Source organism: Planomicrobium stackebrandtii (assembly GCF_030814955.1).
Taxonomy (GTDB): domain Bacteria; phylum Bacillota; class Bacilli; order Bacillales_A; family Planococcaceae; genus Planococcus; species Planococcus stackebrandtii.
The window spans coordinates 93,556-119,945 of sequence record NZ_JAUSWB010000008.1 but is presented as its reverse complement, the minus strand read 5'-3'; the positions used below and the strand labels follow the sequence as shown (position 1 = coordinate 119,945).

The window sequence follows — 26,390 nt, the reverse complement described above, 5'->3', positions numbered from 1 at the left end:
CTCAGCTAGATTCAAAAAAGCGGCCCGTGAGCCGCAATTTTATTTTTTCTTGTTGCGCCCTTGTTTTGCTGCGCCTTCATAAAACTTTTTCTTCTGGTTTTTCGCCTTGCGTGTTGGTCCGCCGCCATCTGGCTTTCTGCCATCACGTCCCGGTTTTCCGCCGCCATCTTTTTTCCCAGCACGGATCACTTTCGGCTGCTCTCTTCTTGACTGGCGCGTGTTTTGCACCATGCCGACAATTTCAAAATCAATCGATGATTCTTCAGGCTTTACGCCAATGACTTTGATTTCAATTTCGTCACCAATACGGAACTGGCGTTTGCTGCGCTCGCCGATCATCATCATGCTGCGATCGTCAAAACGGTAGTAATCATCCGTCATATTGGAAACGTGAACCAAACCTTCAATCGTGTTTGCCAGTTCAATAAACAAACCAAAATTCGTTACAGAAGAAATGATACCGGTAAACTGCTCTCCGATTTTATCAGCCATGAACTGTGATTTCTTCAAAGCATCTGTATCACGTTCGGCTTCAACTGCACGGCGTTCGCGTTCTGACGTATGTGTAGCAATATCATCCATATTGGCATCCCAATACGCGATTGTTTTTTGCGACAAATCCTTTTCGATTAAATACGTGCGAATCAAACGATGCACAATCAAATCCGGGTAACGGCGAATCGGCGAAGTGAAGTGCGTATAAAACTCGGTTGATAAGCCAAAATGCCCTAAGCTGTCAGACGAGTATTTCGCCTGCTGCATGGAACGAAGCATCATTGTGGAAATTACCGGCTCTTCCGGAGTTCCTGCAATAGATTCAACAATTTCCTGCAAAGCTTTTGGATGAACCTGTGTGCCAGAACCTTTTACGACAATCCCAAAATTCGTCACGAACTCGAAAAAACGCTGCAGTTTTTCCGGCTTCGGATCTTCGTGAATCCGGTAAATCGCGGGCACTTCCATGCGGTGGAAATGTTCAGCTACCGTTTCATTGGCAGCAAGCATAAACTCTTCGATCAGGCGCTCAGAAACAGTGCGTTCACGGACAACTACGTCTGTCGGGTAGCCATTTTCATCGACAAGCACTTTGGATTCTTTAAAATCAAAATCGATGGCTCCGCGGCGCATCCGCTTCGTACGAAGAACTTCAGCCAGCTCTTTCATCAATTCGAACATTGGCACCAATTCGCTGTATTTCTCTTTCAGCTCCTGGTTGTCCTGCTCCAAAATTTCATAAACATCCGTATATGTCATACGTGCTGACGTGTTGATCACGCTTTGGAAAATGTCGTGAGAAACCACTTCACCCTGGTCGTTGAAAATCATCTCACAAGACAAAGTCAGACGGTCGACCTGTGGGTTTAATGAACAAATTCCGTTTGACAGGCGATGCGGAATCATCGGAATGACGCGGTCAGTTAAATAGATGCTCGTAGCGCGGTCATAGGCTTCCCGGTCAATTGCAGACCCTTCTGTCACATAATGGCTGACATCAGCGATATGCACCCCTAATTTATACGTACCATCTTCGTATTTTACAACTTGGACAGCATCATCCAAATCTTTTGCATCGGCGCCATCGATGGTGACAATCTGTTCATTGCGCAAGTCACGGCGATCCGTAAGATCTGCCGGATCAATTTCATCCGGCACATTGTTTGCCTGTTCCAACACATCCGGCGGAAATTCGGTTTCAATTCCGTATTTGTGGATAATCGAAAGAATATCGACGCCCGGATCGTTTTTATGGCCAAGGATTTGTGTCACCATACCCGTTGCAGATTTTCTGCCTTCCGGCCATCCTGTAATCTCTACAACCACTTTATGGCCATCTACTGCGCCTAACGTGTCATCCTTGGCAATAAAAATATCCATGTTCATTTTTTTATCGTCTGTCACGACAAAACCGAACCCTTTGTTTTCCTGGAACGTTCCGACAGCTTTAGTCGTACCGCGTTCGATAATTCGGATGATCGCGCCTTCGCGACGGTCTCCTGAGGATCCTTCAGAAACGCGGATCATTACTTTATCGCCGTTTACTGCACCATTCGTTTCAGTCGGCGGAATAAACACATCATCCAAACCGGCTTCTTCAGGTGCAACAAAGCCGAATCCTTTTGGATGCCCAATGAATTTTCCGCGCATTAAATTCATCCGCTCCGGTACGCCGTAGCGATTCGATCTTGAGCGGACAAGCGTTCCTGATTCTTCCAGACGCACTAATGTTTTTACCAATTCTTTAAACTCATCGGCATCTTCAAAACCGAATTGCTCTTCTATTTCCTGTACAGTCAGCGGCTTGTATGCTTCTTCACGCATGAAGACCAGTAAGCGCTGTTCTAATGAACCTTCGTTATTTCCCAAATCAAACTCCTCCTTTATGACCGTTCACACACTCCAATCAAGCGATTCAAGAAATGCGAAAATGTCTTCGTGCAATTGCTTTTTCTCTTTATCAAGCGTAATGACATGACCAGAGTTTTCATACCATTTAATGTGTTTATCGGTTGACTCGGCATTTTCGTAAATAACATTGGCCGAATCCGTATTGATGACATTATCCAGTCTGCCTTGAACAACAAACAAAGGCGCATAGACATGGTCTACGTGCTTTTTGACATCTGCAATCAAGGCCCGCAGATCGGCCAGCGATTCCATTGGCCGTTCCTGGAAAGCCTTCATTTCTTTTTCGATAAGCTCATCGTTTTTTCCTTCATAATTCTTATATTCCCGTGCATATTTCAACACACCTTCATACATAAGGTCGGTGGTTTTCATATACATCGGCGCACACATGGTGACAATCCCCTTGATAGGTTTTGTATACCCTAATTTCAGGCTGAATACGCCGCCAAGCGACAGACCCGCTACTGCAATCTCAGTATAGCCCTCTTCAAGCAATGTCTCATATGCCTGTTCTACGTCTTTCCACCAGTCCACAGGACCAGTGCCAACCAGTTCTTCAGGTGCCACGCCATGCCCCGCGTAATGCGGTGCAATGCTGGTATATCCTTTGGTTTCCAAAAAGCGGCCCAGCATCCGGACATCCGCCGAGTTTCCTGTAAATCCATGCAGCAAGAGAACTGCCCGCTTGCCTGCTTTGAAGAAAAATGGTTTTGGTTGCGAAACCCGCATGAAATCCCTCCATTCCAATACTAAAAGAAAACGCCCAACCATGTATGGTCAGGCGATTTAATCATCTACATTAAACTTTCGTTACGGCAACAGCCAGAATAAAGAATAAGGCAGCAAGTACGATCGTTACACGGTGAAGGACCAAGTCCAAACCACGAGCTTTTTGCTTGCCGAAAAGTTGCTCTGCTCCACCGGAGATGGCTCCTGAAAGACCTGCACTTTTTCCAGATTGCAATAAAACGACTACGATTAATGCGAGCGATACGATGACGAGTAATGTCATTAACAACGTATGCATAAATTCCACCTCCTGAAAAGAACGTTCACAACAAATCTAAGTTTACCAAAAATTGTGACCGGTGACAATAGCAATAGAAAATAGAGGCATTTGCCTCTATTTTTAGTTGAAGTATTAACTTTCCTAATTTAAAAGAAGTTGGTCTGAAGAAATCGCTCCAGGTGGACGCTTTCCCAAAGGAGTCGCCACCTTACGCTCATTCTTTTAAATATCGTCTAACTTAACTCAGATATTATTTTTTCAAATTGTAGAAAGTTTTTAGACCTAAGTATTGGCCTGTTTCAAATAGCTGATCTTCGATGCGCAACAACTGGTTGTATTTCGCAACGCGGTCAGTACGTGATGGAGCACCTGTTTTGATTTGTCCAGCATTTGTTGCAACAGCGATGTCTGCAATGGTTACATCTTCTGACTCGCCTGAACGGTGGCTGATGACTGCTGTATAGCCGGCACGTTTCGCCATTTCAATTGCATCGAAAGTTTCTGTCAATGTACCGATTTGGTTTACTTTGATCAGGATCGAGTTACCGATGCCTTCTTCGATTCCTTGCGCCAATTTCTTCGTGTTGGTAACGAAAAGATCGTCTCCAACTAATTGAACGCGGTCACCGATTCGTTCTGTCAATAATTTATGTCCAGCCCAGTCGTTTTCATCCAATCCATCTTCGATTGAAATGATTGGGTATTTGTTGCAAAGCTCTTCGTACCAGTCAACCATTTCGGCAGAAGTTTTCACCGTGTTATCGCCTGGCAAGTTGTAAACGCCTTTTTCTTTGTCATAGATTTCAGAAGAAGCAACGTCCATCGCCAATAATACGTCAGTTCCAGCTTTGTAGCCAGCTTTTTCAATAGCTTCCAGAATAGTAGTCAACGCTTCTTCGTTAGATCCCAGGTTCGGAGCAAATCCGCCTTCGTCTCCAACTGAAGTATTATAGCCTTTTTCTTTCAATACGGCTTTCAAGTTATGGAAAATTTCTGCGCCCATTTGAACCGCTTCACGGAATGATTTTGCTCCAACCGGCATTACCATGAATTCCTGGATATCTACGTTGTTGTCAGCATGTTCGCCGCCGTTTAAGATGTTCATCATTGGAACCGGCAATTGTTTTGCGTTAAATCCACCTAAGTATTGGTAAAGTGGAACGTCCAAGTAGTCGGCAGCTGCGTGTGCAACAGCCAACGAAACGCCTAGGATTGCGTTAGCGCCTAAACGGCCTTTGTTTTCTGTTCCGTCCAGCTCGATCATTGCGTTATCGATTGAGACTTGGTCAAGCACTGAGTATTTTTCTTCGATTGCTTCTGCAATTTCAGTATCAACAAATTCGACAGCTTTTAATACGCCTTTTCCAAGGTAACGGCTCTTGTCGCCATCGCGAAGCTCAACTGCTTCGTGTTCGCCTGTAGAAGCGCCTGAAGGGACGATTGCACGGCCAAATGCGCCGCTTTCTGTGAATACCTCAACTTCGATTGTTGGGTTTCCTCGTGAATCTAAAATTTCGCGTGCTTGAATTTGTGTAATAATTGGCAATTAAAACAGCTCCCTTTTAATATAATGGTTTTCCAGTCATTTCGATCGGTTGTTCGACGTTCAGCATTTTTAAGATTGTTGGTGCCAGGTCAGCAAGAATGCCGCCTGGGCGCAGTACGTAATCTGACTTTGTCAAAATCACCGGTACTTGATTGGTCGTATGTGCCGTCATTGGCAATCCTTCTACCGTGCGAACTTCATCGGCGTTGCCATGGTCAGCTGTGATCACTGCAGACCCTCCCTGGGCATGCAGTGCATCAACAATGCGTCCCAGACATTCATCCACCACTTCAATAGCACGGATCGTCGGTTCCAACAAACCGCTGTGCCCGACCATATCTGGATTGGCAAAATTCAAGATGATGGCATCGTGTGCCCCCGCTTCAATTTGCTCTACCAGACGGTCGGTCACTTCGTAAGCACTCATTTCAGGCTGCAGATCATATGTTGCAACCTTTGGAGACGCCACAAGGATGCGGTCTTCACCAGGAAAGACGTTTTCACGCCCTCCGCTCATAAAGAAAGTTACGTGCGGATATTTTTCGGTTTCTGCAATCCGCAGCTGTGTCAATCCGTTAGCTGAGATAACTTCTCCGATGGTATTTTCCAAGTTTAGCGTTTCAAATGCGACGCGTGTCGGCAAATCCTCACTATAAGAAGTAAACGTAATATAAGTTAAATCTTTCGGGTGTTTGGCGCTTAACGGGAAACCGGTAAAATCTTCGCGTATAAAAGCAGCAGTTAATTGAATCGAGCGGTCCGGACGGAAGTTGAAGAAAATCAACGAATCGCCTGAATCGATTGTTGCAACCGGTTTGCCGTCTTCGACAATGGCAAATGGCACGACAAATTCATCGGAAACATCTTGGTCATAAGAATATGTGATGCCGGCATTTGCTGAAGGAGCCGTTGTGCCAATGCCGTCAACCAAAACGCGGTATGCCAAATCGGCACGTTCCCACCGTTGGTCACGGTCCATCGCATAATAGCGGCCACTGATTGATGCAAATTTGCCGACGCCAATTTCTCGCATTTTCTGCTCAGCTTCTTCTACGTATTTAAGTGCAGTTCGCGGTCCAACATCCCGGCCATCCAGGAAACCATGAACATACACTTCCGTTAATCCTTGCTGCTTTGCCAGCCTCAATAAAGCAAATAGATGCTCATAATGGCTATGAACCCCGCCATCCGACAATAAGCCTAAAATGTGAAGCGCTTTGCCGCGGCTTTTGGCGTTGGCAATCGCCTCAAGAAATACAGGATTTTCATAAAAATCGCCTTCACGAATCGCTTTATTGATGCGCGTCAGGTTTTGGTAAACCACTCGTCCGGCACCAATATTCAAGTGTCCTACTTCTGAGTTGCCCATTTGCCCATCCGGCAAACCGACCGCTTCCCCAGAAGCCGTCAGCAGTTCATGCGGATAGGTTTTCCAAAGGCGATCAAAATTCGGTTTGTTCGCTTGTGCAACTGCATTACCGAAAGTCTCTTCACGGCAGCCAAATCCATCTAAGATGATAAGAGCCGCTGGATGTTCGGTTTTACGCATGTGAACCAGCCTCCAACAATTTGATAAAAGAATCGGCTTCCAGGCTTGCGCCTCCAACCAATGCTCCATCAATATGCTCCATGCCCATCAGTTCATCGATATTGGCCGGCTTTACGCTGCCGCCGTACTGAACGCGAAGCTGCTCAGCCGCTTGTTCGTTGTATAATGACCCCACTTTTTTGCGGACAATTCCACAAACTTCGTTTGCATCTTCAGCAGTAGCTGTTTTTCCTGTACCGATTGCCCAGATAGGCTCATACGCAATGACCAATTGAATGATCTGTTCTTCGCTCAAACCGGAAATTCCTTTTTCGACTTGTGCTTCAACAATAGCACCTGTTTCGCCATTTTCGCGATGCTCCAGTGTTTCACCAACACAAAGTATCGGCACTAAGCCATGGGTGAACGCCGCTTTAACTTTTTTGTTTGCCGACTCGTCAGTTTCATTGAAATACTGGCGGCGCTCTGAATGGCCGATAATAACATATTTCACGCCGATATCCGTTAATTGGACAGGGCTGATTTCTCCAGTAAATGCACCTTCATCTTCTTCGGACATTGTTTGTGCTCCGATTTGAAGCGGGCTGTTTTCTGCAGATCTGACCAGCTGCGCCAGGAAAATGGCAGGAGCGCAAATTACGGCATCCAGTTTTTCAGAGTCCGGCACTAAGCCATTTACTTCTTCGACAAATTGTTTTGCCTCAGTTGCTGTTTTATACATTTTCCAGTTTCCTGCAATAATTGGTTTTCTCACAAAAACACTCCCTTTCAATTAATCGCCTTACTTATCTGTTAACGCACTAACGCCTGGCAAATCTTTGCCTTCCATAAACTCCAAGGAAGCGCCGCCGCCTGTAGAGATGTGATCCATTTTATCGGCCACATGGAATTTTTCAACAGCTGCAGCAGAATCACCGCCGCCAATTACTGTATATCCGGAGGTTTCAGCCATTGCTTGTGCTACCGATTTTGTGCCATTTTCATAAGACGGCATTTCAAAGACGCCCATTGGCCCGTTCCAAATGATCAATTTCGAATTTTTGATAACGTCTGCATATAACTTTACAGTTTCAGGTCCGATATCCAGCCCTTCCCAATCAGATGGGATTTCCTGGATATCAACATTTTTCTTATCTGCGTCATTAGAGAATTCACTGGCGACTGTAGCATCAACCGGCAAATAAAGTTTTACGCCTTTTTGCTCTGCTTTTTCGATGAACGATTTAGCCAAGTCCAGTTTGTCATTTTCCACTAGCGAGTTTCCGATTTCAAAGCCTTGTGCTTTGATAAAGGTATAAGAAAGTCCCCCGCCAATCAGCAAATTATCGACCTTATCCAGCAAATGGTCGATTACACCGATTTTATCTTTTACTTTAGCGCCGCCGATGATTGCCGTAAATGGACGGTCGGGTTCTGACAATGCCTTGCCCAATACATCCAGCTCTTTTTCCAGCAGCAAACCGGATACGGCTGGCAGGTGGCTGGCAATACCGGCTGTAGAAGCGTGTGCACGGTGAGCTGCACCAAATGCATCGTTAACAAAGACATCTGCAAGATTGGCAAACGCTTTTGCCAGCTCCTCGTCATTCTTTTCTTCTCCCGGATGGAAGCGGACGTTTTCAAGCAGGATAATGTCGCCTTCTTGCATTGTTGAAATTTCGTTTTCAACTTTCGCGCCGATCGACTCATTCAGGCTCTTCACTTCTTTATGTAACAATTCACCTAACCGGACACCTGTCGCAGCGAGTCTCATGTCTTCGTTGACTTGACCCTTTGGACGTCCCAAATGGCTGGCCAAAATCACTTTTGCACCTTGTTCGATCAAGTATTCGATTGTTGGCACTGCTGCACGGATTCTTGTATCATCCGTTACCTTGCCTTCTTCCATCGGTACGTTAAAATCAACACGGCAAAATACACGTTTCCCTTTCAAATCCAAATCTTTCATGGTCATTTTCTGCTGCATGAAAATACCTCCTATTTGTATTCAAAAAAATAAGGGACGGGGTATGTCCCCGCCCCTTTTACCCTCTTTTATTATAGGGGTTCATTGGTAATTAAGCTATGATTTTGGAATTACAATCCTGTTTTGTACATGTGCAATGCAAGGTCGATACAACGTGCTGAATAGCCAGACTCGTTATCGTACCAAGCAAGAACTTTAACCATGTTGTCGCCAAGTGCCATTGTTGACAAGCCGTCAACTGTTGAAGAAGCAGAATTGCCGTTATAGTCTTTTGAAACTAATGGCAGGTCGCTGTATTCCAAGTAACCTTTCAATTCGTTTTCAGTTGCTTCTTTCAAAGCATTGTTAACATCTTCTGCTGTAACTTTTTGCTCAAGGTCTACTACCAAGTCAATTAAAGATACGTTTGAAGTTGGTACGCGGATTGCCATACCGTCAATTTTGCCTTCCAGTTCAGGCAAGACTTGGGCTACTGCTACTGCTGCTCCAGTTGTTGTTGGAATCATTGATTCTGCAGCTGCACGTGCACGGCGGTAGTCTTTGTGCGGTGAATCCAAAAGAATTTGGTCATTTGTGTAAGAGTGGATTGTTGTCATCATTGCGTGCTTGATGCCAAAACGGTCGTTCAATACTTTAGAAATTCCAGCTAAGCCGTTTGTAGTACAAGATGCGTTCGATACAACATCGTGTTCTTCTGGGTTGTAAGATTCATGGTTAACACCCATAACAAGTGTTTTCATGCCGCTTTTGCCTGGTGCTGAAACGATAACTTTCTTCGCGCCGGCTTGGATGTGTTTTGAAGCAGATTCTGTGTCTGTGAAGAATCCAGTAGATTCAACAACAATATCTACGCCAAGGTCTTTCCATGGAAGGTTTGCTGGGTCTTTTTCAGAAAATACGCGGATTGTTTTGCCGTTCACAACAATGTTATCGCCTTCTGCTGAAACTTCAGCATCCAATGTTCCGTGGATTGAATCGTATTTTAGAAGGTGAGCAAGCATTTTAGCGTCAGTCAAGTCATTTACTGCAACAACTTCCACTTCTTCGTTTGCCATTGCCCCACGAAATACGATGCGTCCAATACGTCCAAATCCGTTAATTGCTAATTTTAAAGTCATTTATAATTCCTCCAATTTTTTAGTCAATTCGATAATTTTTCTTGCAGCGCCCTCGTCTGTGACCAGCACAGTCGGGTTTGGCGCATTTTTGAAATAAGATAAAATCGCTCTTGCTTTAGAACCTCCACCGGCAACTGCTAAGATCGTTGAAGCTTTTTGCACCTGTTCCAATTGAATGCCCGCTGTGCGGATGCGATAAACAATTTTTCCGTCTTTATCGAAATAATAGCCAAAAGCCTCACTTACCGCTCCGCCTGAACGTATCTTTTCTACCTCTTCCAGAGAAGAGTGCCGGCGGACCGCCATCTCCTCTGCGTTGCCTATGCCATGGACCACTATGTCTGTCTGATCGTACAAGTCCATCATTTCCTTGATCACCGGCTCTTTCATCATCATTGCGAAAGCTTCAACGCTCAAGTGATCAGGCAAGTAAAGGGTTTTGAATGAGCCGCCTGTTTTTTCAGCAAAGGCGGCTGCGATGGTGTTGGCCTGATGCAGGACATCCTCTCCCAGTCCGCCGCGGGCTGCGATAAATTGAAGCGCCCGGTTGGGTTTGCCGATTGACAATTCTTTAGAAATTGCTGCCATTGTACTGCCGCCTGTAACGGCAATTTTTTTATAACGGCCAAACAATACTTCCAGAAGACGGGCAGCTTCTTTGCCGATATGAGATTTCACTGCCGGAATTTCATCGCTGTCTTGCGGCAAAATCACCACTTTAGAAATTCCTAAAATTGTCTGCAGTTCTATTTCCATATCTGTCAGGCCGGATATTTCACGAACAAAAACTTTCAGCTTTTCCAGCACTTCCACTCCTTGCGAAGTGACAGTCATGCCTGCTGTCTTCATTTCAATCAGCTGCTGATTGCGCAGCAAATCGGTTTCTTTTCTGATTTCACGCTCTGTTGCACCGGCAACTTCACTTAAAGTTCGCCTGCCGATCGGTTGTTCCAAATAGATTGTCTGTAAAATCTGGTATCGCTTTTTCAGGAGTTCGGACATTTCCGGCATCAGTTTTCGCTGAGCGACAGATAATGCATCCATAATTTCACTCCGTTCTAGCTGGACGTTTTTTGTCCCATTAAATAATTTTGTGTCCCACTAAATTCATTCTACCCAATCTGTCTATTAATTGCAAACAAAAAGAAGCGTTAACTTTCTAACGCTTCCAATAGTTCTACGTATCCGATATTGCCATACAGCAATACTTTGTCGTCTCTTTCCAGCACCGGAATCATCAGCATGTATTTCTCATGCAATGCTTCGTCGCTTTCGATATCGACTTCTTTGTAAGGCAATGGGAAATCTTCGTTGACCAGCTCAATCATTAACTTTGCTTCATCACAGAGCGGGCAGTTGGAGCGGGTGTATAAAGTGAACATCCTATCCCTTCTTTCTATTGGAAGACAGAAGAACTTCTTTCGTTCTTGCAGCAACTTGATTTATAATTTAGAAACCTCGGCCTGCGCCGCCTCCACCTGATGAACCGCCTCCGCCTCCACGGAAACCACCACCACCGAAGCCACCGCCGCCTCCAAATCCACCGCCAAAGCTGCCTGGTCCCATGTAAACGCCTCTTCCTCCCCGGCGTCTCGCACGGCCGCCGCCTTTGCCCCCGCCTCCTCCAGTAATAAGGACGAGAATGGCAGTGACAATCAGGATGGTCATGAATGGCGGAAGACCTTGTTCTTGCTGCTGGGAAGCTGCGGCTTGTGGTTCTACGGCTTCGCCGTTCCACTGGTATTCAGCGGCCACTTCCTGATAAAGCGCCTCATACAAATTGATGACACCCTCGCCATAGTCGCCCTGGCTTAAATAGGGAATGGCATAGTCATCCAACATCCTTCCGACTTTCCCGTCCGGCAACGCACCTTCAAGTCCATAGCCGATTTCTACATAAATTTCACGGTCATTGGGTTCATCCAATGACAAGACGACCAAAACGCCGTTGTTTTCTTCTTCTGAACCGATGCCATAATGGCGAAATGCTTCATTGGCGTAGCTCTCGATCGGCTCGCCTTCTAATGTTGGTATAACCAGCACCATGATTTGTGCAGTCGTCGCATCTTCCAGTCCGCGGCCAAGCTGCCGCAGCTCTTCTTGCTGTTGTTCCGAAAGAATGCCCACTTCGTCTTGAACATAAAGATCGTTTGTCAATTCGGGAAAGTCAGCTGCAAAGCCTTGCCCACTGACCATCAGCAGCAGGAGACCTAGGATCGCTGCTGTGCGTTTCATTGCTCGTCCTCGTCCGTTCCAAAATCAACTTCCGGAGCTTCCGAGGCATCTGCATCCGCTTCGAAATACTCTTTTTCGTCAAACCCAAAAACTCCGGCTATCATATTTCCAGGAAAGCTTCTTGCTTTTCGGTTAAATTCAGAAACAGTGTTGTTGTAGTCCTGTCTGGCAACCGCAATGCGATTTTCCGTTCCCGCCAGTTCATCCGACAGCTGCTGGAAATTTTCACTGGACCGAATTTCCGGGTAGTTTTCCACTACGACCAAGAGACGGCTAAGCGCCCCACTCAGCTCAGCATCCGCTTCGGCCTGTTCGCTCACGCCTTCAGCACCAGCCAAATTAGACCGGGCTTCCGTGACACTGTCGATGACGCTTTGTTCTTGATCCGCAAAGCCTCTCACCGTTTCTACCAAGTTTGGTATTAAATCCAGCCTGCGCTGCAATTGGTTGTCGATCTGCGCATAAGACTGGTTGACGTCCTCTTCCAACTGCACAAAGCCGTTATAGCTTGGCACCAGAATCGCTGCAACAATAGCAATTAACGCCAAAACAATAATAATGGGAATCAATAATTTTCTCAAATGCTCCACCTCTTTGCTGGTATGTATTATTAGTCATTTCCCTATGTGACTGTTTTTTTAAACGCTGTTCTTTCAAAAAATCCCGGTTGTCATTTTCCGCAAAGTGTGCAACTTTGCCAAACTGTGTCCCGCTCTGTACAGGAGACAAAAAAGCCCGCTTTGCCATGGAAGAGGCAAAGCGGGCTTACTTTTTTTATGCCCTCGGAAGGAATCGAACCTCCATCTCAAGAACCGGAATCTTACGTGTGATCCATTACACTACGAGGGCGTTTTCGCTATTAGCGACTTTTCTATTATACGAAAACATTTTAACTTAATCAAGCTTATTTTTTTAATTCGTTAGATTTGACCTTCATTGACCATGATGTGTATGATAATAGTACAGCTGAGAGATCTTTCAGCATTGTTTGCAAACCACTTAATCGAGGAGGAACTATTCTATGAACTTAATTCCTACAGTAATTGAACAAACTAGCCGAGGCGAACGTGCTTATGATATTTATTCGCGTTTGTTGAAAGACCGCGTAATTATGCTGGGCAGCGGCATTGACGATAATGTTGCGAATTCAATTGTTGCACAGCTCCTGTTCCTAGAAGCAGAAGATCCAGATAAAGATATTTCAATTTACATCAACAGCCCAGGCGGCAGCATCACAGCCGGTATGGCGATTTACGACACAATGCAGTTTATCCGCCCAGATGTTCAAACAATCTGCATCGGTATGGCTGCTTCCATGGGAGCTTTCCTGTTGGCAGCTGGTACAAAAGGCAAACGCTTGGCGCTGCCAAATGCTGAAGTTATGATTCACCAGCCTCTTGGCGGTGCTCAAGGGCAAGCAACGGAAATCGAGATTGCTGCGAAACGCATTCTTCACCTTCGCGAGAAATTGAACCAAATTCTTTCTGAACGCACGGGCCAGCCCATCGATGTCATTTCGAAAGACACTGACCGTGATAATTTCATGACAGCTGAACGCGCACTTGAATACGGCTTGATCGATCAAGTCATCACACGCAGCAAGCTTCCTGAAAACCATAAAAAAGATATTTAAAACAAAAACTCACAGCCTCTGCGCTGTGAGTTTTTTTCTGTCTTCTAATTAGAATACTGTGTGCTTACGATTCCTGTTCGATAATCTCCGATAAGGAATGAACTGCTTTTTCCTCATCCAATCCATCAGCCGAGATTTTAACTTCCGTTCCTTTGCTGATGGCCAAGCTCATGATTCCCATGATGCTTTTAGCATTTACTTTTTTATTGTCTTTTTCTAAATAGACATCCGCACTGTACCGGTTCGCTTCCTGAACAAATAGCGCAGCCTGCCTTGCTTGAAGACCTGTTTTTAATAGCACTTTCACTTGTTTTTCAACCATGCTTATCCTCATCCTCCTTTGAAACTTCACTCTCATATATATGAAAGAACAGCCGATAACTAACGGCCGATCATTTCTCCTTTTCTCAATGACGCTGCAATTTCATCGATCTTCCGAAGTCTGTGGTTGACTCCCGACTTGCTGACCGAACCACCCGAGACCATTTCACCCAACTCTTTAAGAGTCACGTCTTGATACTCTACCCGAAGTCGGGCAATTTCACGCAGTCTTTCAGGCAATTGGTCGATTCCGATTGCCCCGTCGATAAAACGGATGTTCTCAACTTGCCGCAATGCAGCATCGATGGTCTTGTTCAAGTTAGCGGTTTCACAATTTACGAGGCGGTTCACGCTGTTTCGCATGTCGCGGATGATTCGGACATCTTCAAACTTCAATAAAGCAGAATGTGCTCCTGTGATACTCAAAAAGTCTGCAATTTTTTCTGCTTCCTTCAGATAGGTCACAAAGCCTTTTTTCCGCTCGATGGTCTTGCTGTTCAAATGAAATACGTTCATCAAGTCGACCAAAGAGTCTGCATGGTCTTTGTAAAGAGAGTAAACCTCTAAGTGATAAGATGAAGTTTCAGGATTGTTGACCGATCCGCCGGCCAAAAACGCCCCCCGTAAATAAGAGCGTTTGCAGCAGTTTTTCTCAATCAGGCTCTTGACGATCTGATGTTGAAATTGAAAGCCTTCTGTCAGAATTTCCAAGTCTTCGAGTACGTGCTTGGCTCCTTCACGAATTCGGCAAATATAGATGTTGTTCTTTTTTAAACGCATCTTTTTTCTGACGAGCAATTCAATAGGATATGCTTTGTAAAAGCGTTTCAACAACGTATAGATGCGCCGTGCAATCGCTGCATTTTCCGTTTGGATGTCCAGACTCAATTGCCGATTGGAAAACGACAAAGTCCCGTTCATCCGGATCATTGCAGAAAGCTCTGCTTTTCCACAGCAGTCGTCCACTTCAATTTGCGTCATTTCTTTTTTTGTTTCAGATGCAAAAGACAAAATTCGTTCCTCCTTTCAAAGCATTAAAAATAAAGATGCTTCGAATCTTCGCTTGCACGGCCTCCGGCATATTCAAACAACCATTCTGCCACTTTCATCGGCTCATGTCGGACAATTTCACCAAAGATATTGGCAATGTCTTTTCTGTAAACTTCCAGACCCATCTGTTTTAGGCGATCTTCATCGTATTCCACCGGTGAAGCAAGCTCTTTTTTGTAGCGTTCCTCAACAATCGGCGGCATTTGGACTTTATCAAGAAGTATAGCGTCGAGAAAATTTTCCCCGACATGATCATAAATCGCCTGGACGTGGTCAGAGGCAGTATATTTATAAGTTTCGCCCGCTTGCGTCATTAAGTTGCAAATGTAGATTTTCTTAGCTTTGGCAGCAATCACTGCTTTTTTTATATCTTTCACTAACAGGTTTGGCAAAATGCTGGTATAGAGAGAACCCGGACCAACCACAATAACGTCTGCATTTTCAATCGCCGCTATGGTAGCGGGCAAAGTTTTTACATCATGCGGCTCTATGAACACCCGTTTGATCGGTTGAAGATAAGCAGGAATCTTGGATTCGCCTTTGATGATGGTGCCATCTTCCAATTCCGCATTCAGCGTGACGATTTGATTGGCCGCGGGCAATACAGTTCCATTGACACTCAAGACGCGGCTCATCTCGCGGATAGCATGGGAAAAATCCCCCGTAATGTCTGTCAAAGCGGCAAGCATCAAATTCCCGAGAGAATGGCCATCAAGATCCAGGGATTGCTTAAAACGATATTGGAACATTTCAGCAACCAATGGTTCGGTGTCCGATAATGCTGCCAGAACGTTCCGGATATCTCCCGGAGGAGGAATATCCAAATCATTTCTTAAGCGGCCCGAACTTCCCCCGTCATCTGCCACAGTTACAATCGCTGTCAAATCCAAAGGATACAGCTTTAATCCGCGCAGAAGTGTGGAAAGTCCGGTGCCCCCGCCTAAAATAACGATGCGTTTCAGGTGCTGGTTGCGTTCCATGCACTCATTCCTTTCTTATTTTGACATCTCTATGCGTCACAATCACTTTATTGTTTTCAGCCAGGAGCTTGCCGTAGTATTCAGCCAAGGTCACTGAACGATGCTGGCCCCCAGTACAGCCAAAGGCGATAACAAGCTGGGCTTTTCCTTCATTTTTATACTGCGGAATCATAAATTGCAGCAGATCCGTCAATTTCTCGAGAAGAATCTGTGTTTCCTGCCATTTCAAAACGTAGCTCGACACCCGCTCATCAAGACCCGACAAGGGATTCAGTTCTGGAATGTAATAAGGGTTTGGCAAAAAGCGGACGTCAAACACCAAATCGGCGTCTATCGGCATGCCGTGCTTGAAGCCGAAAGACGTGACATTGACAGTGAATACATTGCTCGTCTTGGTAGAGAAGTCAGCGTTGATTCTTTCTTTCAGCTGCCGCGGCGTCATATCCGAAGTGTTGTAGATGTATTTTGCTCTGCCTTGAAGGTCGCTCAGCATATCGCGTTCTTTTTTAATGCCGCCTAATACCAATCCGCCTGGCGATAAGGGATGGGATCTGCGTGTTTCTTTATAACGGCTGACTAATGTCTGGTTTTCCGCATCCAAAAACAGAACGGTTATAGAGACGTTCGGTTCCTGCGACAAATGGTCGATTGCATCTACGAGGCTGTCAAAAAAGTCTCCGCCACGCAAATCCATAACTGCCGCCACCCGCTTCATCGACTTTCCTGAATCTCTCATCAGTTTGATAAAAGTAGGCAGCAGTGCAGGGGGTAAATTATCAATTGTAAAAAAACCCAGATCTTCGAAGCTTTGGATTGCGACGGTTTTGCCTGCACCCGACATGCCTGTGATGATGATTAATTCTGTTTCTTCTTGACGGTTATCCATTCTGATGGTTCACCTCTTCGATTGATGATTGGATGGTCTCTTTAATCAACTGGAATTCTGGTGTGTAGTAGAAAGTTCCGTATTGAATTCCCTGCTGATTCACTGCAAATTGGAGATTGGTGCGGTCGCCTTCAGCCATTGGCAAAAATGCCAGTTCTTCTATTGGATGCCATTCCAGCAGACCTTCATTCGTTTCTTCAAATAATTCTCCGGTTAAATTGTTTGCTGCAAACGTGAACAGCATCCATTCATCCACAATTTGTCCATGTTCTTGGATCATCATCGTATAGATGCCTTTTAAATGCGTACCGATTGGGGTAGCGTTTGTTTCTTCTTTGAATTCACGGACTGCCGCTTCGAATATCGACTCTCCGGCTTCCATTTTGCCGCCGGGTGCGACGTACCAATCACGCCGTGGTTTCTTTAATAATAGGACTTGTCTATCTTTGATAACGATTAAATTCGCGATTCGCTGCACATTCGACACTCCGCATCTATTGTAAACTTACTCCATTATACATCTATCCTGGTGTGTCATGCAAAAATACGCAAAAAAAGAGGCCGTCTTTCGAATTTCTCGAAAAACGGCCCATCAAAAGTTTCTTTATAAAAAGGGGGTCAATTTACTCTTCTTACTATAGCCCCTATTCATGACAAGCGCGTTACAAAATGATTAAGAAATAATTAAGCTTGTGTTTTCATGCTGATTTTCTCAACCAGTTCTTCGATATAGTGCTGCGCTGCCTGCGCGGCAATACTGCCATCGCCTGTTGCCGTAACAACTTGGCGCAATGTTTTTTCACGAACATCGCCTGCTGCATAAATTCCAGGTACGTTTGTCTCCATTTTTTCATTGGTGACAATGTAGCCATCGTCATTTAAAATGCCCAATTCTGCAAATGGCTTGGTCAACGGCAACATCCCGATATAGATAAAGACGCCGTCTGCATTGAATTCTCTTTCTTTGTCGTCATCTGTAGATACCAAGGTAACACTTCCGACTTTCCCATTTCCGTCATCATGAATTTCTTTGACCGTATGGCTCCAGATAAAGTCGATCTTATCGTTGGCAAATGCCCGGTCCTGAAGGATTTTCTGTGCACGAAGCTCATCGCGTCTGTGGACGATCGTGACTTTGTCTGCAAAACGAGTCAAGTAAACCCCTTCTTCAACTGCAGAGTCTCCCCCACCAACAACAACCAATTCTTTTTGCTTAAAGAAAGCCCCATCACATACGGCACAATAGCTGACGCCGCGGCCGCCCAGTTCGTTTTCACCGGGAATGCCCATTTTTTTGTATTCTGCTCCCGTAGTTACGATGATGGCGCGTGTTTTGTATTCTTTCGATCCGGCTTTAATCGTCTTGAATTCTTCACCGTCAATAATTTCGGTTACGTCGCCATATGCGTACTCGGCGCCGAATTTCTTTGCATGCTCAAACATTTTTGTCGAAAGGTCAGGTCCCAGAATGTGGTCAAAGCCCGGGTAGTTTTCAATTTCTTCCGTATTGGCCATCTGGCCTCCGGGAATACCGCGCTCCAGCATTAATGTTGTCAAGTTTGCTCGGGAAGTATAAACAGCGGCAGTCATGCCTGCTGGCCCTGCTCCAATAATAACTACGTCATAAATCGTGTTTGTTTCAGTCATAATGATAGGCCTCCTATTTCTCAGTAGCTAAATCGTATAAGATTCCAGCAAAAGCTTCAACTTTTATGCCTATGAATCCGACTTTGCCAAATACGCAGACATTTCTTTTACATACTTTGTCAAGGTAGCGACAGATACGCCAAAGCTGTCTGCCAGTTCTTTTTTAGTCGTTTTTTCGTTTTTAGCGGATTTAATCATATAGTCGACAGCCGAAGCTAAAGCAGCTGGATTTCTGAATGTATAATTTTGGCTGTAAGCTTTTTCAACCAATAGGAACCACAACTGGAAAGCTTCAGCTTGCTGCTGTGTCACCATACCGTGCCGAGCATAAAGATGTTCAGCTGTTTCCATCGCCCGCATAAATGCCTGTTCAGCCGGAACTTCTTTTTTGAATGGATGGCCAAGGGCATAACCCAGCACAAAAGTTTCCAGGACTGAGGGTTGATCGGATACCAGCCATTTTGGATGCGAGATGATTTCTTGTTTATGCGCCGATTTCCCTAACAGAAACAAGCCAAACAAGCGCTCACTTTTTTTCTCGTGATCCAGTTTTTTCACTAAATAATCCCGGTCATGCTCCAGCGCATCGGCATGCGGCATCGCCGAATGGTCGTTCCATGGCTCATAGCCATCTTTACCGGGATCCATTTTTTTCAATTGGTCCCACGCCTGGCGCGATGCTTCTTCATGCCCAGAATGGTATGCAGCATGCGACAGCCAGAAATAAAAAGCGGGATCTCCATCAAAACCACGTTTCTGCAGGCTTTTTAGCCACCGGTAAGCTTCTTTATATTTGCCGACCAGCGCAAATGTTGCCCCCAATTTATAGCGGTGTTCGAATACATAAGGCTGAATTTTCTTCAGCAGTTCCAGGACATCGTCCAGTTCCGCGTTTTTTTCATAATAATGAAACACTGCCAGGTTGCAGAGGGCGTGCAAGTTGCCGGTATTTTTCCGGAGCACATCATGAAGCAGGGCTTTCGCCATTTCCGCTTCACCGATATAAAAATAAGCCAACGCCAAATTGTTAAAGGCTCCCCAGAAATCCGGCTTTTCTTCAACCAGTTTTTCCAGCCGTTCGATGGCTCCGGCAAAATCTCCCTGTTCCATCATCCGACGCGCTTTTTCTTGGCGATAATAGTATTCGCTGTTTTGCGCTTCCCCATCGTCATCAAAAAGCTGCCAGTCTTCCTGCTCCGCAAAGTCAACGATTTCCATTGCTTCCGCCGCGTATTTGCCCTGCGTTTCGTGGGCCAGGTATTTTTTTGCATATTTTCGCGCATCCCAAAACAAGCCCATGTGTGCATGGACTTCTGCGAGGAAAAAGAGGATGTCAGGTTCTTTCGAATCCAGTTCATGTGCCGAGTGAAGCATGTCCATGGCCTGCTCAAACTCTTCCATTTCCATAAGCACGATGCCATATTGCGTCAGAATGAGCGGGTCTTTCGGGCTTAACTCGGATGCGCGGCGCAAATACTTATGTGCCCTCGGATAGTTTTCACGCTGAAGCTCTTTCAGCGCTTTTCTGTAATAAAATTCTCCTGACGGAATAAAAGACAGGACGTTCTTATAGTTTATTTTTTTATTCTCCAAAATATGCCTCCGAAAAAGTAAAAGGAACGATTAGATCGCTCCTATACTCAAATGTGCTGTAATTATAGCATATTTCCTTATTATTTACTTGTGGTTTTTGTAGCGTGGCGCTCTTTTAACACATTGACCACTTGACTAAACTCCACTTTTTGTTCCTGCAGAAGCACCAGTACATGATAGAACAAATCGGCTGCTTCCATCGACAATTCTTCAGCATCCCGATTTTTTGCCGCAATGATCACTTCAGAAGCTTCTTCGCCTACTTTTTTGCAGATTTTGTCTACGCCTTCTTCAAACAGGTAAGTTGTATAAGCTCCTTCAGGCATTTCTTCTTCACGTGTTTTGATCAGTGAAGTCAACTGCCCGAACATATCTCCTGGAGACTCGTTGCGCTCTCCATGGATGGTTTCAAAAAAGCAGCTGTCCTTGCCGGTATGGCAAGCTGGTCCGTTTGGAATCACTTCATAGATCAGGGAATCGCCATCACAGTCCAGACGGACAGCAGTTACTTTTTGGGTATTGCCGCTCGTCGCGCCTTTGTTCCACAGTTCACTGCGGCTTCTTGAATACAGCCATGTTTCATTAGTGTCCATCGTTTTTTTTACAGCTTCTTCGTTGGCATAAGCCAATGTCAGCACTTCTTTTGTTTCGGCATTCTGGATAATGACAGGAATCAGCCCGTCTTGGTCATATTGGATCGTTGTCATCGGACATTCACTCCTTCTTTACGCAAATACTCTTTTACTTCAGCTACGCTGGTTTCTTTGTAATGGAAAATGGAAGCGGCCAATGCAGCATCAGCATCCACCGTTTTAAAGACTTCGCTAAAATGCTCTTTGTTGCCTGCTCCGCCGCTGGCAATGACCGGTACTTCCACCGCTTCACGCACTGCTTGGGTCAGCTCCAGGTCAAACCCGTCTTTCGAGCCGTCTTTATCCATGCTCGTCAACAGCAATTCGCCGGCTCCAAGCTCCACGCTCTTTTTCGCCCATTCAATGGCATCCCATTCGGTTTTGTTGCGCCCGCCATGTGTATAGACGTCCCAACCGTCGCCGGTTCGTTTAGCATCAATGGCCACTACGATGCACTGGGAACCGAAAAAGTCCGCTCCTTCTTTGATCAGTTCCGGACGGTCAAGTGCCGCTGTATTCAGCGATACCTTATCGGCACCGGCACGCAGCATGCGTTTCATGTCGTCCAGACTCCGGATTCCGCCGCCTACTGTAAAGGGGATCGAAAGCTCTGTCGCTACGATTTTGACCACTTCAACCATGGTTTCTTTGCCTTCATGAGAAGCTGAGATGTCCAAAAACACCAATTCGTCCGCTCCTTGCTTGTCGTAGAAGCGGGCCAGTTCAACAGGATCTCCCGCGTCACGCAGCGAAACGAAGCTGACGCCTTTGACAACGCGCCCTTCTTTAACATCTAAACACGGAATGATGCGTTTGGTCAGCATGACAAGGCCTCCTCCAGGGTAAAGCGTTTTTCGTACAGGGCTTTTCCTATGATAACACCCGCAATATTGCTGTGGGTAGATGCCTCTTTTACATTCCGGACGTCTGCCAGTGAACCGATGCCGCCGGAGACGATGACTTGTGCGTCTTCAGAATCAGCCAACGCTTGATTGGCTTCGATATTCGGCCCGGCTAACGTGCCGTCCGTTGCAATGTCTGTATAGATAAAATGCTTGGCCCCTTTAGCAGCAAAATAATTTGCCACTTCGGTCGCCGCTTGCCCTGAAGTCTCAATCCAGCCTTCGGTTGCGGCCATGCCGTTTTTTGCATCAATGCCAATGACGATCCGGTCAGGGCCAAATTCTTCAATGAACGACACCGCAAGCTCCGGGTTGCGGATAGCGAGGCTGCCGATAATGACGCGTGCAACGCCGTTCGACAAATAATGCTCAATGTCTTCACGAGTCCGGATCCCTCCGCCTACCTGTACTTTGGCACCGAGCTTAGCTGCTTCAATGACTACTTGGTCATTAATCCGTATACCGTCTTTAGCGCCATCCAAATCGACCATATGTATCCACTGTGCACCGGCTTCTACGAATTTTCTTGCCATGTCGACCGGTGAATCACCGTAGATGGTTTCCTGGGCATAATCTCCCTGGAAAAGGCGCACGCATTTGCCGTCCCGCAAATCGATGGCGGGGTAAATTTGAAACTTAGTCATGTAGGTTCCTCCTGACATTCGCAATCCACTGCTCTAGTAAATAATGGCCGAAATCGCCTGATTTTTCCGGATGAAACTGCATGCCCGTAATCAGCCCATTGCCAACCACTCCGGGAACATCGTGATTTGCGTAGCTTGCAGTTCCCCAAACTTCCTCATCTTTTGTATTGACCGCCAAAAAGGAGTGGACAAAATAGACATGGGTATCGCTCAATACCTCATCCAACCAGTATGGCACATGCGAAAATTCAAGCCGGTTCCAGCCCATATGCGGAATCCGGTGCTCGCCTTTTTCAAAACGGCGGATTTGTCCGGTCAACAAGCCAAGTCCTTTAGTAGGCTTTACTTCCGAGCTGTCTTCGTATAATAACTGCATGCCAAGGCAGATTCCCATAAGCGGAATGTTTTTCTCGGGCAGCGATTGGATAAATTCCGAAAGCCCTTTTTGATTCAGCAATTCCATCGCATCGGGAAAAGCGCCAACGCCTGGAAGAAGAATTGCTTCTGCTTCCAGCAGGACAGACGGATCGTCCGAGATGATGACCGTGCATTCCAGTTTCTTCAAGGCCTGCTCGACGCTAAACAAATTGCCCATGCCGTAATCGATGATGCCAATGATCATGTTAACAGCCCCTTCGTTGACGGTACTCCTTTAACGCGAGGATCGATGCTTGTTGCTTCATCCAGTGCCCGTGCCAATGCCTTAAATACTGCTTCAATGATGTGATGCGTATTTTTTCCGTAATGGACGATGACATGAACATTCATGCGGGATTCGAGCGCAAACTTCCATAGAAATTCATGGACCAATTCAGTATCGAAGGTACCTACTTTTTCGTTCGGCAGCTCGCAGCGGAATTCCAGATGCGGCCGGTTTGAACAGTCAATGACCACTTGTGCCAGCGCGTCGTCCATCGGCACAAAAGCGTTGCCGTAACGGCGGATGCCTTTTTTATCGCCAAGAGCCTCTTTAACTGCCTGGCCAAGCACGATGCCAATGTCTTCAGTCGTATGGTGGTCATCAATATGAGTATCGCCATCTGCTTGGATGTTGCCGTCAAACAAGCCGTGCTTGATGAACAAATCGAGCATGTGGTCCATGAACGGAACGCCGGTATCGATCACCGATTTGCCTTCTCCATCCAAGGAAAAGTTGATCGCTATTTTGGTTTCATTGGTATTTCGTTTGATTTCAGCTTGTCTCATTGTCCATTCCCCTTTTCCCACGAACGCGATTCGACTGCACGTGCATGGCCTTCTAAGCCTTCAAGGCGTGCCAGACGAGCGATTTTTTCTTTATTGGTGTTCCAGGCTTGTTCGCTGTAGCGTATAATACTTGTTCGTTTAACAAAGTCATATACAGATAAAGCACTTGAGAAGCGTGCCGTGCTGTTGGTCGGCAAAACATGATTGGTGCCCGCAAAATAATCACCGATTGGTTCGGACGAATAGCGGCCGATAAAGATGGCACCGGCATGGCGGATTTTGTCCGCTACCGCCTCTGCATCCTCCGTCATGATTTCCAGATGCTCTGGAGCCAATTGGTTGGCGGCTTCGATCAGCTCTTCCAGCGTATCGCCCAAATAAATCATGCCATGATCCGCAATTGCGGGACTGGCAATCGCTTGACGCGGCAAAGCTGCCAGTTGACGCTCCACTTCTTTTGACACAGCATCCGCCAATCCTTCGCTGGCCGTCAGCAACACTGCACTGGCCAAGGGATCGTGTTCTGCTTGTGACAGTAAATCCGCAGCCACTTCATCGGCATATGCAGAATCATCGGCAATGATGGCTATTTCACTCGGTCCAGCAATCATGTCGATCGCGACATCCCCATTAACTTCTCGTTTTGCTAAAGCCACGAAAATATTGCCTGGTCCGGTAATTTTATCGACCGGCGCAATAGACTCTGTGCCATAGGCCAAAGCCGCAATTGCCTGGGCACCGCCCGATTTGTAAACTTCCGTAATGCCCAAAATATGAGCCGATGCCAAAACGCCATCCGACAATGTGCCATCTTTGCCTGGAGGCGAAATTAGCACGATGCGCGAAACGCCTGCGACTTGAGCCGGAATGACATTCATCAATACGGACGATGGATAAGCAGCAGTTCCGCCCGGCACATAGAGCCCAGCGGATTCGATGGCCGTGACGCGTTGCGCTACATATGAGCCATCATCACTGTCCTGCCGGTAGCCCTGCTGCTGCTGGCTTTCGTGGTAGCGGCGGATATTCGTTGCCGCTTCCGTCAAATCCCCCAGCAATTGGCTGTCAAAACGATTGACTGCCTGAGCGATTTCTTCATCTGTTACACGCAGTGAAGACAGTTTTGCTCTATCCCATTTCTCTGCATAGCGGAACATTGCCTGGTCTCCATTATCCCGTACGTCCTGGATGATGTCTCTAACTGCCGCAAGCTGCTGGCCGGTTCCTTCTGCAATCGTTCTTCTGATTGAGATTCCCGCTGATAAACGAGTCACTTTCATAAGCTCGCCTGCTTTCGTAATTTTTCAACCAACTCCGTAATCCGTTTCTGTTTCAGGCGATAGCTTACCGGATTGGCGATCAAACGCGATGTGATATCGACAATTTTTTCATATTCGACCAAGCCATTTTCTTTCAAGGTTTTTCCGGTTGAGACGATATCCACAATGCGATCGGCCAAGCCGATCATCGGCGCCAGTTCAATCGAACCGTTCAACTCGATGATTTCGACTTGTTCGCCTTTGCCTCTATAATAGTGCGAAGCCACTTTCGGGTATTTGGTCGCTACACGCGGCGTCACTTCATTCATTGGCGTGTCCGGCATTCCGGCTGTAGCAATATAGCAGCGGCTGATGCCAAGATCCAATAGTTCGTAGACATCCCGGTCGTGCTCTAGCATAACGTCTTTTCCGGCGATTCCGATATCTGCCACCCCATGTTCTACATAGGCTGGAACATCCATCGGCTTGGACAGGATAAAGCGGATATTTTCATTTGGCGCTTCGACAATCAGCTTACGCGAATCGTCCAGTTCTTTTGGCAAGTCATAGCCTGCCTTTACCAATAGTTCATATGCTTCTTCAAATATTCGCCCCTTGGGCATTGCAATCGTTAATGCATCCATTAGTTAGCACCTTCCATTCGTAGAACCTTGCTAAACAGCCCGCTGAATCTATCGACAGCCAAGACGGCTGGCGCAAATTGCAATGTAACCCGGACTCCCTGTTCGCGAAGTTTCTGTGCTTCGTCAAACGCCTTGTCTTCACTCAGTTCATCAAAGAGGATCAAGGTATGATTTTCCTGCTCTGGAACAGCAGAGATGATTTCCAGCAGACGGTCGACACGAAGCCCGAAGCCCGTTGCGCCCACCTGCAGCCCAAATTGCTTCATAAGACCGTCATAGCGTCCCCCGTTGCCGAGTGAAAAGCCGCTGCCTGCTCCATATACTTCAAACACCAATCCGGTGTAGTAGGTCATGTGGCTATTAAATGATAAGTCATAGGTAATCGCGTCGGACAAGCCGCTGCGATCCAATATTTTTTTCAATTTCTTCATGTCTTCAAACAAAGAATTTTGTTTCGCGTTGTGAGGGTCGATCCATTGCTGCCATTCTTCGACAGTAGACGTTGACATCAATCCAATGAAAGATTCCCGGCGTGATGGCTCGATCGGCAATTGATTGGCTAAGCTTTCGAAGCCGACACTGTTTTTTGAAACAAAAGTGGCGTGCACTTTTTCAATCTGCTCCGAATCCAATCCGAAATCCTGCAGGATCAGCTGCAGCAATTGCGTGTGGCCGATTACAAAACGACTCGATTTAATATCGAGTTTCTTTAAGACATTCCAGGCCAAAATGATGACTTCTGCATCGGCATATAAAGAATCATCACCGATCAGTTCGACGCCCATCTGTTCGAATTCAGCTGGACGGCCGCCTTCACGCTTCTGGGCGCGAAAGACGTTAGAATAATAGCCAAGTCTCACTGGCATCTTTTCTTTCAATAGCTTTGATGCGGCAATCCGCGCGATTGGGGAAGTCATATCTGGGCGCAAAACCAAAGTTTCACCTTGGCTGTCCAATAATTTGAATAAGGCATTATCAGCAATTGCCGAAATTTTGCCGATCGTTTCATAGTATTCCAAAGTTGGCGTCTGCAGCAGGTCATAGCCTGCCTGTTGAATAATGGAGGTCCCGCTTGCCCGGAGCTCCGCTTTCTTTTTTGCGATAAATGGGAAATCGTCTCTCATGCCTAACGGTTTTTCAAACATTTGTATGGTCATCCATAAA

Annotated in this window: 28 protein-coding genes and 1 tRNA gene; 1 reads left to right on the top strand and 28 read right to left on the bottom strand. The window is 46.2% G+C overall.

What is annotated here, in order from left to right; all coding sequences use genetic code 11:
- Positions 1-39: 39 nt before the first annotated feature.
- From rnr to QOZ98_RS15475, 13 genes are all read right to left on the bottom strand, one after another.
- Positions 40-2,364: a ribonuclease R gene (gene rnr / locus QOZ98_RS15535; RefSeq protein WP_308788272.1), complete on the bottom strand. Its 2,325-nt coding sequence runs from the start codon at positions 2,362-2,364 to the stop codon at positions 40-42.
- A gap of 24 nt (positions 2,365-2,388) precedes the next feature.
- A complete protein-coding gene (locus tag QOZ98_RS15530) occupies positions 2,389-3,135 on the bottom strand; it encodes an alpha/beta hydrolase (protein ID WP_308788271.1) in 747 nt (248 codons plus the stop codon).
- Positions 3,136-3,205: 70 nt separating this feature from the next.
- On the bottom strand, positions 3,206-3,433 hold the full coding sequence (secG, locus tag QOZ98_RS15525; protein WP_049694326.1) for a preprotein translocase subunit SecG: 228 nt from the start codon (positions 3,431-3,433) through the stop codon (positions 3,206-3,208).
- 232 nt (positions 3,434-3,665) lie between these two features.
- Positions 3,666-4,961, bottom strand: coding sequence for a phosphopyruvate hydratase (eno, locus tag QOZ98_RS15520; protein ID WP_308788270.1), 1,296 nt, complete (start codon positions 4,959-4,961; stop codon positions 3,666-3,668).
- A 16-nt stretch (positions 4,962-4,977) separates the two neighbouring features.
- Positions 4,978-6,510, bottom strand: a complete 1,533-nt coding sequence (gpmI, locus tag QOZ98_RS15515) for a 2,3-bisphosphoglycerate-independent phosphoglycerate mutase (protein ID WP_308788269.1) — start codon at positions 6,508-6,510, stop codon at positions 4,978-4,980.
- Entirely contained in the window at positions 6,503-7,264 is a 762-nt protein-coding gene (gene tpiA, locus QOZ98_RS15510) for a triose-phosphate isomerase (RefSeq protein WP_308788268.1), read from the bottom strand. The genes gpmI and tpiA overlap by 8 nt, the downstream gene beginning before the upstream one ends.
- A 27-nt stretch (positions 7,265-7,291) precedes the next feature.
- Positions 7,292-8,476 carry a phosphoglycerate kinase gene (locus QOZ98_RS15505; protein WP_308788267.1) on the bottom strand — a complete coding sequence of 395 codons (1,185 nt, stop codon included), beginning with the start codon at positions 8,474-8,476 and terminating at the stop codon, positions 7,292-7,294.
- Positions 8,477-8,586: 110 nt separating this feature from the next.
- Positions 8,587-9,594, bottom strand: a complete 1,008-nt coding sequence (gene gap / locus QOZ98_RS15500) for a type I glyceraldehyde-3-phosphate dehydrogenase (RefSeq protein ID WP_308788266.1) — start codon at positions 9,592-9,594, stop codon at positions 8,587-8,589.
- Positions 9,595-10,638, bottom strand: coding sequence for a sugar-binding transcriptional regulator (locus tag QOZ98_RS15495; RefSeq protein WP_308788265.1), 1,044 nt, complete (start codon positions 10,636-10,638; stop codon positions 9,595-9,597).
- 107 nt (positions 10,639-10,745) lie between these two features.
- Complete coding sequence (locus QOZ98_RS15490; protein WP_142828866.1) at positions 10,746-10,976, bottom strand: glutaredoxin family protein; 231 nt, start codon at positions 10,974-10,976, stop codon at positions 10,746-10,748.
- 67 nt (positions 10,977-11,043) lie between these two features.
- On the bottom strand, positions 11,044-11,829 hold the full coding sequence (locus QOZ98_RS15485; RefSeq protein ID WP_308788264.1) for a TPM domain-containing protein: 786 nt from the start codon (positions 11,827-11,829) through the stop codon (positions 11,044-11,046).
- The gene (locus QOZ98_RS15480) at positions 11,826-12,410 is read right to left on the bottom strand and encodes a LemA family protein (RefSeq protein WP_308788263.1); all 585 of its coding nucleotides are present in this window, start codon (positions 12,408-12,410) and stop codon (positions 11,826-11,828) included. The genes QOZ98_RS15485 and QOZ98_RS15480 overlap by 4 nt, the downstream gene beginning before the upstream one ends.
- 196 nt (positions 12,411-12,606) lie before the next feature.
- Positions 12,607-12,678, bottom strand: a tRNA-Arg gene (locus QOZ98_RS15475).
- Positions 12,679-12,850: 172 nt separating this feature from the next.
- On the opposite strand from QOZ98_RS15475, the gene clpP reads away from it, so the two are divergent.
- On the top strand, positions 12,851-13,462 hold the full coding sequence (clpP, locus tag QOZ98_RS15470) for an ATP-dependent Clp endopeptidase proteolytic subunit ClpP (protein WP_142828860.1): 612 nt from the start codon (positions 12,851-12,853) through the stop codon (positions 13,460-13,462).
- Positions 13,463-13,526: 64 nt separating this feature from the next.
- Here clpP and QOZ98_RS15465 read toward each other — a convergent pair whose 3' ends face one another.
- The 15 genes from QOZ98_RS15465 to QOZ98_RS15395 form a co-directional block, all read right to left on the bottom strand.
- On the bottom strand, positions 13,527-13,784 hold the full coding sequence (locus QOZ98_RS15465; RefSeq protein WP_308788262.1) for an HPr family phosphocarrier protein: 258 nt from the start codon (positions 13,782-13,784) through the stop codon (positions 13,527-13,529).
- 59 nt (positions 13,785-13,843) lie between these two features.
- Positions 13,844-14,794, bottom strand: coding sequence for a DNA-binding protein WhiA (gene whiA, locus QOZ98_RS15460; protein ID WP_308788261.1), 951 nt, complete (start codon positions 14,792-14,794; stop codon positions 13,844-13,846).
- A gap of 23 nt (positions 14,795-14,817) precedes the next feature.
- Positions 14,818-15,813 carry a gluconeogenesis factor YvcK family protein gene (locus QOZ98_RS15455; protein WP_308788260.1) on the bottom strand — a complete coding sequence of 332 codons (996 nt, stop codon included), beginning with the start codon at positions 15,811-15,813 and terminating at the stop codon, positions 14,818-14,820.
- 4 nt (positions 15,814-15,817) lie between these two features.
- Positions 15,818-16,699, bottom strand: coding sequence for an RNase adapter RapZ (gene rapZ, locus QOZ98_RS15450; protein WP_308788259.1), 882 nt, complete (start codon positions 16,697-16,699; stop codon positions 15,818-15,820).
- Positions 16,692-17,177: an 8-oxo-dGTP diphosphatase gene (locus QOZ98_RS15445; RefSeq protein ID WP_308788258.1), complete on the bottom strand. Its 486-nt coding sequence runs from the start codon at positions 17,175-17,177 to the stop codon at positions 16,692-16,694. The genes rapZ and QOZ98_RS15445 overlap by 8 nt, the downstream gene beginning before the upstream one ends.
- A 206-nt stretch (positions 17,178-17,383) precedes the next feature.
- A complete protein-coding gene (gene trxB, locus QOZ98_RS15440) occupies positions 17,384-18,346 on the bottom strand; it encodes a thioredoxin-disulfide reductase (RefSeq protein ID WP_308788257.1) in 963 nt (320 codons plus the stop codon).
- 69 nt (positions 18,347-18,415) lie between these two features.
- Positions 18,416-19,939 (bottom strand): tetratricopeptide repeat protein, encoded by a 1,524-nt coding sequence (locus QOZ98_RS15435; protein ID WP_308788256.1) that lies wholly within the window; start codon positions 19,937-19,939, stop codon positions 18,416-18,418.
- 80 nt (positions 19,940-20,019) lie between these two features.
- Positions 20,020-20,646, bottom strand: coding sequence for a bifunctional phosphoribosyl-AMP cyclohydrolase/phosphoribosyl-ATP diphosphatase HisIE (gene hisIE, locus QOZ98_RS15430; protein ID WP_308788255.1), 627 nt, complete (start codon positions 20,644-20,646; stop codon positions 20,020-20,022).
- Positions 20,643-21,395, bottom strand: coding sequence for an imidazole glycerol phosphate synthase subunit HisF (gene hisF, locus QOZ98_RS15425; RefSeq protein WP_308788254.1), 753 nt, complete (start codon positions 21,393-21,395; stop codon positions 20,643-20,645). Before hisF ends, hisIE begins: the two co-directional genes overlap by 4 nt.
- Positions 21,389-22,117 carry a 1-(5-phosphoribosyl)-5-[(5-phosphoribosylamino)methylideneamino]imidazole-4-carboxamide isomerase gene (gene hisA / locus QOZ98_RS15420; RefSeq protein ID WP_308788253.1) on the bottom strand — a complete coding sequence of 243 codons (729 nt, stop codon included), beginning with the start codon at positions 22,115-22,117 and terminating at the stop codon, positions 21,389-21,391. The genes hisF and hisA overlap by 7 nt, the downstream gene beginning before the upstream one ends.
- Entirely contained in the window at positions 22,110-22,739 is a 630-nt protein-coding gene (gene hisH / locus QOZ98_RS15415; RefSeq protein ID WP_308788252.1) for an imidazole glycerol phosphate synthase subunit HisH, read from the bottom strand. Before hisH ends, hisA begins: the two co-directional genes overlap by 8 nt.
- Positions 22,736-23,323: an imidazoleglycerol-phosphate dehydratase HisB gene (hisB, locus tag QOZ98_RS15410; protein WP_308788251.1), complete on the bottom strand. Its 588-nt coding sequence runs from the start codon at positions 23,321-23,323 to the stop codon at positions 22,736-22,738. Before hisB ends, hisH begins: the two co-directional genes overlap by 4 nt.
- Positions 23,320-24,603, bottom strand: a complete 1,284-nt coding sequence (hisD, locus tag QOZ98_RS15405) for a histidinol dehydrogenase (protein WP_308788250.1) — start codon at positions 24,601-24,603, stop codon at positions 23,320-23,322. The genes hisB and hisD overlap by 4 nt, the downstream gene beginning before the upstream one ends.
- Positions 24,600-25,226 carry an ATP phosphoribosyltransferase gene (gene hisG, locus QOZ98_RS15400; RefSeq protein WP_308788249.1) on the bottom strand — a complete coding sequence of 209 codons (627 nt, stop codon included), beginning with the start codon at positions 25,224-25,226 and terminating at the stop codon, positions 24,600-24,602. Before hisG ends, hisD begins: the two co-directional genes overlap by 4 nt.
- Positions 25,226-26,383 carry an ATP phosphoribosyltransferase regulatory subunit gene (locus QOZ98_RS15395; RefSeq protein ID WP_308788248.1) on the bottom strand — a complete coding sequence of 386 codons (1,158 nt, stop codon included), beginning with the start codon at positions 26,381-26,383 and terminating at the stop codon, positions 25,226-25,228. Before QOZ98_RS15395 ends, hisG begins: the two co-directional genes overlap by 1 nt.
- Positions 26,384-26,390: the final 7 nt, after the last annotated feature.